This window comes from Paraglaciecola arctica BSs20135 (genome assembly GCF_000314995.1).
Taxonomy (GTDB): Bacteria; Pseudomonadota; Gammaproteobacteria; order Enterobacterales; family Alteromonadaceae; genus Paraglaciecola; species Paraglaciecola arctica.
This window is the reverse complement of the sequence record NZ_BAEO01000072.1, coordinates 20530-33475: the sequence shown is the minus strand read 5'-3', so window position 1 is coordinate 33475 and position 12946 is coordinate 20530. Positions and strand designations below refer to the sequence as shown.

15 protein-coding genes are annotated in these 12946 nt (G+C 43.1%); 11 read left to right on the top strand and 4 right to left on the bottom strand.

Annotated elements, in window-relative coordinates:
* Positions 1–9 precede the first annotated feature (9 nt).
* Together GARC_RS25570 and GARC_RS25565 are read right to left on the bottom strand one after the other, a co-directional pair.
* Positions 10–912 carry a chemotaxis protein gene (locus tag GARC_RS25570; protein ID WP_007625988.1) on the bottom strand — a complete coding sequence of 301 codons (903 nt, stop codon included), beginning with the start codon at positions 910–912 and terminating at the stop codon, positions 10–12.
* A gap of 296 nt (positions 913–1208) precedes the next feature.
* Positions 1209–2183 carry a GGDEF domain-containing protein gene (locus GARC_RS25565; RefSeq protein WP_007625986.1) on the bottom strand — a complete coding sequence of 325 codons (975 nt, stop codon included), beginning with the start codon at positions 2181–2183 and terminating at the stop codon, positions 1209–1211.
* A gap of 397 nt (positions 2184–2580) precedes the next feature.
* On the opposite strand from GARC_RS25565, the gene GARC_RS25560 reads away from it, so the two are divergent.
* Complete coding sequence (locus tag GARC_RS25560; protein WP_007625981.1) at positions 2581–3897, top strand: metal-dependent hydrolase family protein; 1317 nt, start codon at positions 2581–2583, stop codon at positions 3895–3897.
* A gap of 367 nt (positions 3898–4264) precedes the next feature.
* Here the strand turns inward: GARC_RS25560 and GARC_RS26870 are convergent, their stop codons facing one another.
* Together GARC_RS26870 and GARC_RS25550 are read right to left on the bottom strand one after the other, a co-directional pair.
* Positions 4265–4402, bottom strand: a complete 138-nt coding sequence (locus tag GARC_RS26870) for a hypothetical protein (protein ID WP_153811030.1) — start codon at positions 4400–4402, stop codon at positions 4265–4267.
* A 25-nt stretch (positions 4403–4427) separates the two neighbouring features.
* Positions 4428–5621, bottom strand: a complete 1194-nt coding sequence (locus GARC_RS25550; RefSeq protein WP_007625977.1) for an acetate/propionate family kinase — start codon at positions 5619–5621, stop codon at positions 4428–4430.
* A 483-nt stretch (positions 5622–6104) separates the two neighbouring features.
* Here GARC_RS25550 and GARC_RS25545 point away from each other — a divergent pair, with 483 nt between their 5' ends.
* From GARC_RS25545 to GARC_RS25500, 10 genes are all read left to right on the top strand, one after another.
* Positions 6105–6857, top strand: coding sequence for a TorF family putative porin (locus tag GARC_RS25545; protein ID WP_007625975.1), 753 nt, complete (start codon positions 6105–6107; stop codon positions 6855–6857).
* 118 nt (positions 6858–6975) lie between these two features.
* On the top strand, positions 6976–7338 hold the full coding sequence (gene eutS / locus GARC_RS25540) for an ethanolamine utilization microcompartment protein EutS (protein WP_007625972.1): 363 nt from the start codon (positions 6976–6978) through the stop codon (positions 7336–7338).
* Positions 7317–7850 carry a EutP/PduV family microcompartment system protein gene (locus GARC_RS25535; protein WP_007625971.1) on the top strand — a complete coding sequence of 178 codons (534 nt, stop codon included), beginning with the start codon at positions 7317–7319 and terminating at the stop codon, positions 7848–7850. Before eutS ends, GARC_RS25535 begins: the two co-directional genes overlap by 22 nt.
* 42 nt (positions 7851–7892) lie before the next feature.
* On the top strand, positions 7893–8642 hold the full coding sequence (gene eutQ, locus GARC_RS25530) for an ethanolamine utilization acetate kinase EutQ (protein ID WP_007625969.1): 750 nt from the start codon (positions 7893–7895) through the stop codon (positions 8640–8642).
* Between the two features lie 2 nt (positions 8643–8644).
* The gene (gene eutT, locus GARC_RS25525) at positions 8645–9469 is read left to right on the top strand and encodes an ethanolamine utilization cob(I)yrinic acid a,c-diamide adenosyltransferase EutT (RefSeq protein WP_007625967.1); all 825 of its coding nucleotides are present in this window, start codon (positions 8645–8647) and stop codon (positions 9467–9469) included.
* Complete coding sequence (gene pta / locus GARC_RS25520; protein WP_007625966.1) at positions 9466–10443, top strand: phosphate acetyltransferase; 978 nt, start codon at positions 9466–9468, stop codon at positions 10441–10443. The genes eutT and pta overlap by 4 nt, the downstream gene beginning before the upstream one ends.
* A gap of 40 nt (positions 10444–10483) precedes the next feature.
* Positions 10484–10786, top strand: coding sequence for an ethanolamine utilization microcompartment protein EutM (gene eutM / locus GARC_RS25515; RefSeq protein ID WP_407636173.1), 303 nt, complete (start codon positions 10484–10486; stop codon positions 10784–10786).
* Positions 10787–10849: 63 nt separating this feature from the next.
* Complete coding sequence (gene eutM, locus GARC_RS25510) at positions 10850–11200, top strand: ethanolamine utilization microcompartment protein EutM (RefSeq protein WP_153811029.1); 351 nt, start codon at positions 10850–10852, stop codon at positions 11198–11200.
* 18 nt (positions 11201–11218) lie between these two features.
* Complete coding sequence (locus tag GARC_RS25505; RefSeq protein WP_039990545.1) at positions 11219–11521, top strand: EutN/CcmL family microcompartment protein; 303 nt, start codon at positions 11219–11221, stop codon at positions 11519–11521.
* 18 nt (positions 11522–11539) lie between these two features.
* Complete coding sequence (locus GARC_RS25500) at positions 11540–12946, top strand: aldehyde dehydrogenase family protein (RefSeq protein ID WP_007625960.1); 1407 nt, start codon at positions 11540–11542, stop codon at positions 12944–12946.

Below are 12946 nucleotides of genomic sequence, written 5' to 3'. Positions count from 1 at the left end.
TTAATGCTCTCAGTCTTTTGGCTGAATATTGATAAACTCAACACCACGCAGCATTGAAAGCACTAATTCTTTTGCGTCGAATTTTGTTAGGGCTTCATTTGCACCGACTTGGTGAGCTTGGCCAACGCTAATCTCACTCGATAACGAGGTATGAAGAATGATATAGGCAGCTGCCAGATCTGGCGAATTGCGCACTTCAAAGGTTAGTTCATAACCATCTAATCCTGGCATCTCAATATCGGAAACTAACAGATTAACTGGATGCCCATTCGAGGCTTGTTCTCGCATATACAGCAGTGCCTCTTGACCGTTGTCTGTCACATGAAATGGTACATTCAATAACTCTAAAACATCGGTTAGTTGCCGCCTAGCTGTTAATGAATCATCAACAACCAAGATATTCATTGGCTTAAGTTGTTCCCGCTGAAAATCGGTAACCACCGCTAGTGCCGCACGGGGATCTGCTGGGAAGATTTTATTTAGCAGTAACTCAACATCTATTAGCTGGATAAACTCGTCTTCAATTTTGACCGTCCCAGTAATAAAAACTCCGGCTCCCAGTTTTTTATCAGGCTGCTTGATTTCACGCCAATTGGTCTCAACAATTTTGTCAATTTGGCTAACAATAAATCCAACTGTTCTTCGTTGGCAATCGGTCACAACAATAAAAGATTGTTTGAGTTTACTTTCTGGAATTGGGCCAAGCCCTATCACTTCAGCCATATCGATCACTGCGATAGTTTGATTGCGTATTGTTAATACACCTTTGACTCCTGATTCTGACCTAACCATTGATGTTACAGGTTTATACGGCACAAGCTCTTGGATCTTTAATGTACCCAAAGCAAACTGACGGCCATTTTTTAGGCGAAATAGTAATAGCCCTTGTGAGTAGTTAGCTTTAGAGGCCACAACTTTCTCCTGTGAATAAAATAATGAATAAGTGCAGGTCGATTCGACCAAAATCAAATTAATATGATTGTACCGTTAATTCACCTAACATCGGCTTTGCGGACCAAAAAAAGCAAAAAAAAAGCCTGACATAAAATCAGGCTTAAAAAGAGAACACACATGAAAACTGTATATTCAGAGGGGTGATAAACGCATAAGTTCAATTTACAGTTAATTATTTCTATAAAAGTTATGACAGTGCGTTTTTAGTTCATCAGGTTAATTACCAGATAATTAGATGGTAATTGCCAGATAAGCTATTCGTTGTTAAATACAACGCAGTCACGACCTTTTGCTTTAGCCTGATATAGCGCCTCATCTGCACGTTGTAGCCAAGTATCTAGTGTTGTTCCTGGTATCCAGGGAGCAACACCAAAGGATACCGTTATCTCTTCACCATTCGGTGTTTTCAAGTTTTTCTTAATAACTGTTCTAAGGTTGTCAATAAACGTCTGTTGTTGTTCTTCGACCACAGGGATTAACAGTACAAACTCTTCCCCTCCGAATCGATAAAGCCGATCATATTGACGAATGTGCGATGTGGTTATCTTTACAAACTCTTTCAGCACTTGGTCCCCAACTGCATGGCCGTATTTATCGTTCACCGACTTAAAGTAATCTAAATCTAAAATCGCTAAAAACTGTTTAATGCCGTTGCGCTCGGAGTTGGATAAGGCAGCTTGCATATCTGTACTCATGGCTCGGCGATTAAATGCACCTGTTAGTGCATCAACAGTATTGAGAGTTTCCAGCAAGCGAAACTGTTTTAAACTGTGGTTGGCATAAACAAAGGCGCTGATTGATAGTATTAGTATTGTCACAATGAAGGAATCCATTGAAATAATGTCAAAAATTTCGGCCATAGCTACCAGTGATATACCGGCTACGACATTAATACAAAAAGCTTCAATCGGCTTAACTAGAATAAAAGTGCTGGCGAAAACAGGATAAACCCACAAAAAGCTATTTATTCCATTCGCGATCGCGATAACTACCGCACCACCATTAATAAATATTGCCAATATCGCGCCCACAAGCCGTATTTTTTTGGAATAATAGGCATAAGCAACTAGTACTATGAGGCCAAGTACTAGGGCCATATCAATGATTGATGCTGTTAAATTTCCATCGAGATAACGTATAACCGCAAATGGAAACACCCCGAGCACAGCGATAGTGCCGAGTAGCAACAATAACGACAGTTGATATCTTTCCTGTAACTGATTAATCATAACGTTCTCATAGTAAAATTAATTAATATGCCTACTATATAAAAAGGCAGTTTGGTCTTTATGAAGGAGCATATTTTCTTAATGATAGTTGTATTGCCTTCTATTAAGAAAAAGCGGCTTCTTTGACATAAAGGGAGTCTTTATATAGGTCTTTTTAATGTAGCGCGACTTCTTTGTTGCATTTTTTGGTACTTATCATTGCAACCCTCTGTTGTGCAAATTTGGTTGCGTTTTTAAGTTTTTCAATCTTAGCAGGGGAGTTATTTTGTGAATTCATTAGGCTGGGTGATATAAAAACAAAAAATAGACTTACTTCTGGCAAACTGTAAAGTAGTTATAGGTCTCGTTTTACCAAAATCTAAAACATTAATATGTTCCCATAAATTAAGGATAAACAATGAAAATATTTTCTCGATTTTGTAAATCAAACCTCATCAGCCATGGGGTGTTGTTAACTTCATTACTCACTAGCTACTCGGTATTAGCCAATACTAAAGTTATGCATATCGGTAGCTTACTTGCTGAGCCGGGTAAGACTGTCAAAACCAAACAAACTTTAGTATTAAAAGATGATGTGATCACTCATATTATTGATGGCTATCAGGATCCTGCTAGTTACGGTGAAGATATTGAGTTAATTGATCTGAAAAACCGTTTTGTGATGCCAGGTTTAATGGATATGCATGTACATTTACAATTTGAGTTGGGTCCAAAGAACGATAACGAAAGTTTAAAAATGTCAAGCCAACTAGTGGAAATGCGTTCGTTAATGTTTGCTATGCGCACCTTAAAAGCTGGCTTTACTACAGTCAGGGATGTTGGCTCTTCTGCTCAGGAAATGTATGCCTTGCGTGATGCGATTAATAACGGTTGGGTAGACGGACCACGTATTGTTGCTGCGGGTGGCGTTGGTATTACGGGTGGCCATATGGATGTAAGTGGCGTCAAACCGGATTTAATGGAACTTTATACCGACTCAAGTATTTGCGATGGTCCTTATGATTGCCGCCGGGCAACTCGTGATGCGATTAAGTACGGCGCTGACCTAATTAAAATTACTTCTACTGGTGGAGTGTTAACCGACCGTGCTACTGGTACCGGCCAGCAAATGGAAATGGACGAACTCAAAGAGGTTGTACTCGCCGCTAAACGAATGGGGCGTAAAGTTGCCAGTCATGCCCATCAGGAAGACGGTATTATTGCCGCCCTTGAAGCAGGGGTGGATAGCATTGAACACGGCAGTTATGCCGGAAAGGCTTCGATTAAATTATTTAAGAAAACCGGCGCCTATCTAGTGCCTACTTTATTAGCGGGACACACTGTGCTGGAGATGGCCGAGAATTCTGATTTTATGAGTGATGCCATCAAAGAAAAAGCTCGAAAAGTAGGAAATGAAATGCAGGGCAATGTGGGCCGTGCATATAAAGCGGGTGTGAAAATCGCCTTTGGTACCGATAGTGGCGTGTCGAAACACGGCATTAATGCTTATGAAGCCGTACTAATGGCAAAAGCAGGCATAAGTAATATGGACGTGATTAAATCAGCAACAATTAATAGCGCAGATTTACTTGGAATGAGTGACAAAATTGGTACCTTGGCAGTAGGTAAACAAGCAGACATTATCGCCACTGATGGCTCACCCTTGGATGATATTGAGCAACTACTAGATGTCGATTTTGTTATGAAAGATGGCAAGGTTTATGTGAATAAATAAGGCTAAAGTGTCAATTAGGTAAATTAAAAACTGATGCTTGGATTGTGGAGTTAAGTAAGCTGTGGGATCTACTAAATTCACTAATCATAGACAAGCCTTGCGTTGAGGGTAATTCATAAGCATCGGCTTTGCCTACTAAAATTAAGACGGAACAGAATACAAAAACTGGCAAAAAAAAAGCCTGATGGATAATCAGGCTTAAAAAGGGAACACACATAAAAACTATATATTCAGAGGGGTAATAACAGCATAAGTTCAATTTGTTGTTAATTTTTTTCAAAATCTTTAACTTTCCTAATACCAATAAAGAATAGCAACGCCACTGCATTTTTATATAGAAGTTTTGGCACAGATCTGGTGCTAGTTTTTATATCGGCCATTCATCTGCTTCATTAAAGGTTCTTGGCTGGTTCTGATAGGGCTTAGCATGTTTCATATATCCATCATGTAAGCTATACGAACGGATCTCCATTTTACCCCATGCTATTTTTATAAACTTACTCATAACTGAAGTTACGCGGGGATTCATCTCAGGTTAATTGATATTGTCCAAGCAGTCTGTTGACAGAGTTAGCTATGGCCGCTTCCTCATCAGTTGCGACAACAACAATCCTGACCTTACTGGTCGAGGTAGCAATATCAATTACCGGCGATGCTGCGGTTACACGAGCATCTCGGTTGCGATCCTCATCCAGGCTTGCCCCTAGGTAGTTGAATTGTTGTGCAATCCGATGCCGGATCAAGACGCTGTGTTCACCAATCCCGCCTGTGAACACAATAACATCGACACCTCCCATGACGGCTGCGTAAGCGCCCACGTATTTGCGCGCACTATGTGTAAATACTTGAATAGCTAGAAGACAATTTTCATCACCATTTGCAGCTCTTACTTCAATCTCACGCATGTCATTAGTACCCGTCATGCCAAATAAACCTGACTTTCGATTGAGTAGGGTGTCCAGCTCATCCGCGGTATCAACACAGTCTCGAAGTAGCTGGATCACGATCCCGGGATCAAGGTCACCACTTCGGGTACCCATAACCAAACCCTCAAGAGGAGTCATGCCCATACTGGTTTCCACACTACGACCGCCTTCGATGGCAGTCACGCTACAACCATTGCCTAAGTGGCAAGATATGATACGCAGTTGTTTTATCGACTTATTTAAGGCTGATGCTGTGGCACGTGATACATAATCGTGGCTAATGCCATGGAAACCGAATCGACGTAAATGATAGGTCGAAGTCACCTCATTTGGCAGTGCATAATGCTTGACGTGCGCCGGCAAGGTTGAATGAAATCCGGTGTCAAACACCGCTATATGCGGGCAATGTTCAAGAACCTTCCGGGCTGCACGTATACCCGCCAAACAGGCCGGATTATGTAACGGAGCCAGTTTATTCATTGATTCAATAACCTGTTCAACCTCAGTAGAAACAATAGTTGGTTCGACGAGCGCCTCACCACCGTGTAATACTCGATGCCCCACCGCAGTAATGTCGAAGAGGTTATATCCACAGTGGGAGAGGGCAGCAAAAATCAGCGTCAGAGCTTGGGCATGAGTCTCGGCGGAAGCGTCGGATGATTCCTTACCCACACAAAGCTGCGGATTCGAGCCACCAATGTCGTTGACGCGAGCATCAAGCAAGCGGACCAGTGATTGATCGTTAAACAACGCAGCCTTAATTGAAGAGCTGCCACTATTAATTACCAGTATTGTCATTTACAAGTTCCTGCAATGCCTTATTGGATGGTCTTGCTCGTCTTAGCCAAATCCTTTCTCCAAATGGTATTAGTGTTTCAGTGTAAAGAAGAATAGTTAAACCACGCAAAGGTTGATATTAGGGATCCCCACATACAATTACGGGTTGACTACAGAAGCCCTGCTATTCCAACTTACTTTGTTGCTGAACCGGCAAGGGTATTTCTGAAATGAGCAGGTAGATAGAGAAAACCTAGCATTGATAGGTTTAGTAAGTGGATCAATGAAATGGTTTACAAACAACAACTTCTAACTGGGTAATAAAACCTGTCAAGCCAGATTTAGCTTAATACATCCCCACAACAAGTGACGCTTCAACTGCCAGCAAAAATAACCTTACGTGTTAGCCGATGAAGACTACGTAGTTTTCACAATAGCGGATAGTTAAAAAAACTCAGACACTAATAACAACAACATTAACCTTGTTTTCTGGAGTCTATTAGCATGTTCACAAGATCAATTTTTATTGTTGACCTAGTTACAATAGCTCTCTTTTCACCTGTGCTTTTTAATAGTCAGGTGGCCAGTGCTGCAGACGCTTTAGACGCAAAGGACTATGAATTTTCGGCTACTGCCACTATCGCATCAGACTATATGTTTCGCGGTGTTTCACAAACCTTAGAAGATCCTACTGTGCAAGCCAGCTTTGATTTTTCTCACGTTAGTGGTCTGTCTGCAGGTGTGTGGAGTTCCAATGTCGATTTTCAGGATCGGGGGGTATCGGACGATCAAGCTGATCAAGAAATTGATATTTATCTAGGTTATGGCATCGATATAAACCAAGACTGGTCGGTAGATGCGACGGCTATTCGTTACATTCTTCCTGGTACTGCCAGTGATGCCGATCTCGACTGGAACGAATTATTAGCTAGTGTAAATTTCCGCGATAGAGTCAGCTTTATGGTGGGCTATTCGAATAAGGTTTTTAACATCGATGAGACGGGTATTTATTATGCTTTGTCCGGTAATTTACCACTGGCTTACGACGTGGTCCTGACTGCATCAGTTGGTTATTACGATCTTGATGAGGCATTAAACGACAGCTACCTAGACTTTAGTCTCGGCGCTGAAATCAGCAGTGGTATTTTTACTTCGCGAATAGCCTATATAGATACAAACGGAGCGGGATCTGACTTATTTGGTGATATCGCTGATTCCCGTATTGTTTTTAGTGTCACTGCAACTATGGGTAATTAACTGTGATTACAGCATTAGAGTACAACCTTGCTGTAACTGGTTTATTCAAGCTCAGTGGCAATAGCGTTCAGAACGACTCATCCCATGATGCGATCACTACTAGGTAAGGCGATATTGAATGCAACAATTCAAGCAAGATAATTCGGCTGATATCGAACGGATTATTCAGGAATATGTACCAGGTAAACAAGTCACACTTGCGCATTTGTTAGCGAATCCGACTGAAGAACTTTGCAAAAAAGTCGGAGTAGAACATGCAGAAGCGATAGGGATTTTGACCTTAACCCCAGGTGAAACAGCAATGATAGCCGGTGATGTTGCAACTAAGTTTGCGTCAGTAGAAATTGGTTTTTTAGATCGTTTTTCAGGCGCCTTGGTTTTGACCGGCAGTATTGGTGCCGTGTCCGAAGCTTTGGATGCGGTGTTAAACACCTTGCAAACAATATTGGGATATAGGGTATGCCCAGCGACCAAAACATGAAGCGGCTGACGCCACTAAAAACGTTGTCTGATTTTGTGGTAATTGGAGAAGTGGGGTGTGGAAAAACCGCCTTGATGAATGCCTTATTAGAAAATGGCAACGTGCGGCGCAAAACACAAGCCGCTGAGTTTCATCAGCACAATGTTATTGATACTCCTGGGGAGTTTGTTGGGCGGCCAGCCTACTACGGCGCATTACTGTCAACGATTGTAAACGTGACTACGCTGGTTTATTTACAAGCGGCGAATAAAGAATATTTTTCGATGCCGTCAGGTTTATTAAGTGTTTATAGCAATAAACGTGTCATTGGTGTGATTAGCAAAGCTGATCTACCTGATGCAAATGTTAGTGGCGCCCGTCGATTGTTGAAAGAAAACGGTATTCCTGAACCTTATTTTGTTACTTCTGTTGTTAATAACAAAGGGATCGCAAGCCTTCGCTCACATTTGCTTGCGTTGCAGGATATTCCGCTGGTGACAAGCCCGTCTCAGCAACAGATTAATGTAGCGTGAGTGATGGCATTGGTCTCAACAATCTGTGAAAAGGTATAACACATGAAAGTTTTAGTAACAGCTCAGGATATTGTAAAACTTCACCGCAACGGTGAGACTTTGCTTGAAATTTTGCCGCGGGATACGATTATCACGCCTGAAGCGCGAGATGTTGCTAACAAGTTGGGAGTGAAAATTTCTGAAGAGGCTAATTTATCTGAAAAGACTAATATATCTGAAGGTTCTCGTTTAGCTGAAGGCTCTCATTTAGCTAAAGGCTCCAGTTCAACGCTGCAGCAATCAGCAAACACCGTGCATCAGATCAGGGAAGCGATTGAAGCAAAATTACCAAGCGGTAAACACACCCCAGCTTTACTTGAACAGTTAGTCAAAAAAGCCATAAAAGAGTTGCAGCATGATGTTCCTGACCCGCAGTGTGAAAGAGACGTTGCCGAAAGTGGTGTGGTTTTGGTGCGTGGTAATTCCGTGCAGTTTGGTGAGTTTGATGGTGCACCGGGCAAGTCGATTGGGATAACCGATGTTATCGGTACCGGCGATAATAGTCCTATTGCAGCGGGATTCATGCAATGGGAAAAATCCAGTTTCCCCTGGACCCTGACCTATGACGAAATTGATGTGGTGCTCGAAGGAGAGTTACACATTCGCTGTGACGGGAAAACCTATATCGGAAAGCCGGGTGATGTGTTTTATATTCCCAAAGATACCGCCATAGAGTTTGCTACTCCAAGCAAAGTCCGCTTTGTTTATGTTACTTACCCAGCCGATTGGTCGGGTGATCAGGTGCCTGCGTGAACATGCCAACTTTTATCACTGAATCTTGGCTGAGGCAGGAGTTTGGTTTAGCCCATGGCAGTGAAATTCATCTGCCATACAATGCCAAACTGACGCCGTCGGCAAGTCAGTTACTGAATGAACGAAAAATTCGCATCAAATATATTGATGATGATGGGCGTGTTTACCTTGAGGGAGAACCAACAAAAACTGAGCAACATTTAACGTCGGTGCATCCGTTAACCGGTGGTAATCAGCAGCCAGAAAGTAAATGCGTAGTCTGCAGCAGTGAGGTTGAACATAAAACTGAATTATTGACTTTACTTGACGACAAAGTATTGGTTCCAAAAACACATCCGCGAATTCGTTTTCGTGGCAAGTTGGACACCTTGATTGCACAAACCATTGTTGTACAAACTCAGTTTGATGCAGTAAAAAAATACCCGCTGCTACATAAGTTATTGGCTGATTTACGCTCGTATATGGGCAATGTTTTACGTTGCGAAGTTACCGGGCTGACATTATCTGCATTAAGTATGGGGGACTTGGATGACGATGCCATTCATACCATGTCACATCAACCTCTTAAATATCTGGGCCATGACCATATTGTACCTGAACAAAGTCATGGCAATAATGTGGCACTGCTTAATCTGCTGCGAGCCTTGGTTCGCGAGGCAGAACTAGAATCGGTCAAGGCCTTTATCACTAACACTTTTGAACTCACTCGACTAGATATAGTACAGGGTCTAAATCGTCTTAGTAGCGCGTTATATGTTCTGATGTTACTCACAGTATTGAGTGAATCTGGCGTAGAAAATGTGCTTAACGGAAAGCCAGCCCAATGAATGTATTAACGCAATGTAGAGAAAAATGTAAACCATCTTTAAAGAAGATTGTATTTGCTGATTCATTGGATATTCGTCTAATTCAGGCCGCTAACGAATTACAAAAACAGGGATTAGCTGAACCAATTCTTATTGGTAACCCCTTCGAATTACGGGATTTGGCCCACCAAACAGGTGTGGTAATGCCTACTTTAGCCGTGGTTGATCCATTGCAGTCTCACTATCATTCACAGTTTGTTGATACCTATCTCGAGAAAAATAAAAAAGCCAATCGCGATAGCGCTCAGAAGGCTATGCGTAACCCCCTGTTTTACGCTGCAATGATGGTTCACTATGGCCACGCGGACATTTGCATAGCTGGGAATTTGTCTACTAGTGGTGATGTTTTACGTGCGGCCTTAAAGGTAATTGGTGTTGCCGAACAACACAAAACTGTCTCTTCATTTTTTCTGATGGTATCACCGGACAAAAAAAATACATTTTTATTCGCGGATGCCGGGGTGGTGCCGGATCCCACCGTAGAGCAGTTAGCCAATATTGCGATAGATGCCGCTAACAGTTTTGCAAAACTCACTGGTGAAATACCACGGGTAGCTATGTTGTCCTTTTCGACTAAAGGCAGCTCAGCCCATCCTGCTGCGCAAAAAATACGTGACGCTTTCGAATTGGTACGTAGCAAAAATCCAGAATTACTCATCGATGGTGAGCTGCAATTTGATGCAGCTGTAGTACCTGAAGTGGCGAAATTGAAGTGTCCTGATAGTCCATTACATGGCAATTCAAACGTGTTGATATTCCCCTCGCTTAATGCGGGGAATATTGCATATAAAGTTGCTCAACGTCTGGGGCATTACCAGGCTTTGGGTCCCTTATTGGAAGGTTTAAACAAGCCCATGCATGATTTGTCTCGTGGTTGCAGTGCAGACGATATTGTCGATATTGCAGTACTGGCATCTTGTATGGCGCAAGCATAGATAGTTAAGTATTAAAAAGTTCTTTTCCTGAGGAGGAATAATTATGAATGACGCACTAGGTATTATCGAAACAAAAGGTTTAACGGCATTAATTGAGGCATCTGATGCCATGGTTAAAGCTGCCCGAGTAAAACTGGTTGGCTACCAACAGATTGGTAGTGGGTTAGTCACAGCAATGGTTCGTGGCGATGTGGCAGCCTGTAAGGCAGCTACCGATGCCGGTGCCGCTGCAGCACAACGTGTTGGTGAGTTGGTAGCAGTTCACGTGATCCCAAGACCACACGGTGATTTGGAAACAATATTTCCTATCACTAGCTCTGACAGTACCATTTCAGACAGTTAATTGTAGTGGCTAACATGTGCTCGTTGTTGACACATAAGCATTAGAAATTATGAGGATAATATCATGATGGAAGCATTGGGTATTTTGGAAACTAAAGGCTTGACGTCGTTAATTGAGGCTTCTGATGCCATGGTTAAAGCTGCTCGAGTCGAGTTAGTCGGCTATCAACAGATTGGCGCCGGCTACGTTACCGCTTTTATAAGAGGTGACGTTGCTGCGTGCAAGGCGGCTACAGATGCAGGAGCTGCGGCAGCGCAGCGGCTAGGCGAACTGATCGCTGTGCATGTAATTCCCCGGCCGCATTTGGATTTGGAAACAATATTTCCAATAAATCCAAAATCAAGTGCCGTTAAAAAAGCACCTGTAAAAAGAGTGACTAGTAAGAAAAAGACTGATGTAGCTCCCAATACTTAACAATCGGACGACTGAATTATGAGACTTGCTAAAGTCATTGGACAAGTTGTTGCAACCGTACGTAGCGAGAGACTAAGTATGGATAAGCTTGCCTTAATAACATTTGTTGATCGAGACGGTAATGAAGACTCTGAAGTCTCCGTGGCGATTGACAGGTTGGGGGCGGGAGAAGGAGAGTGGGTACTCGTAGTTGCCGGTAGCTCTGCTCGGATGTCGATTGATGCTAGTGGACAGGTACCGATTGATTTAAGTGTGGTTGGGATTATTGATGAAGTGACCAGCAATAAATCTAGCTGGTTTAAGAAGAATCAACAGCGTTAGTAACACAGGAGATAAAACATGGCACAGCAATCGGTAGACGCACAGCAAATCGAAATGATTGTAAGGCGGGTGATCGACCAAATGCATGAGCCACAGAATAATGGAGAACGTTATGGGATTTATACTACTTTGGATGATGCCGTAGCTGCCGCGCATATGGCGCAGAGCCAACTCCATAGTCTTACTCAACGTCAAACTATTATTGCCGCTATTCGCAACTTAGCGGGCCAACATGTGCGGGAGTTGTCTGAACTGGCCGTGCAGGAAACTGGCTATGGTCGTGTGGCCGACAAAATCCGTAAAAATCAATTGGTGATCGACAAAACACCAGGAACAGAAGCGATTATTCCCACCGCGATTACCGGTGACCATGGTTTATCTTTGGTAGAAAATGCACCATGGGGCGTTATCGCGTCAGTTACACCGTCAACAAATCCTTCAGCGACCATCCTAAATAACAGTATCAGTATGATTGCAGCGGGTAATTCTGTGGTTTTCTCACCCCATCCGGCCGCAAAAGCTGCGTCGCAACGGGCTATTCAATTAATTAATCAGGCTTCGGCAAGTGTCGGAGGTCCAAGCTCAATAGTAACCTGTTTGGAAACTCCCACACTTGACGCAGCGGGTCAGCTATTCGTCTATCCGGGAATACATTTGTTGACGGTAACCGGCGGAGACGCAGTGGTAAAGGCTGCACGTAGCGTTACTGACAAACGTTTGATGGCAGCAGGCCCAGGTAATCCGCCTGTTGTAGTCGATGAAACTGCAGACATTGAACGCGCCGCGATCAGCATAGTGCAGGGCGCATCGTTCGACAACAATATTATATGCGTCGACGAAAAAGAAATCGTCGCCGTGGAATCCATTGCCGATGATTTAAAAGCCGCCATGGTGCGTCATGGCGCGGTGGAAATAACGGTACAACAAGCTGAGGCTGTTGCGCAATTGGTATTACGAGATTACCCCGGAGCAAATGCTAGGCCTAAACCTGAGTGGGTCGGTCGAGATGCCGCAAAAATTGCTGCGGCCGCGGGTTTTAATGTGCCAACGACAACACGTTTATTGGTGTTAGAAGCCGAACGAGATCACGTTTTTGCCCGTACTGAATTGATGATGCCGGTTATCGCATTGATCCGCGCTAAAGATGCTAACCAAGCTATTGATTGGGCCATTGAATTGGAAAATGGCAATCTGCATAGCGCGGCAATGCATTCTCGGAATATTGACAATCTGTCACGCATGGCGGCGGAAATAAATACTAGTTTGTTTGTTAAGAATGGTCCTTGTATTGCGGGGCTAGGTGCCGGAGGGGAAGGTTGGACATCAATGACAATTTCCACCCCAACGGGTGAAGGTGTGACGAACGCTGCATCCTTTGTGCGCAAGCGTCGCTGCACATTAGTTGATGCATTTCGAATTGTTTAG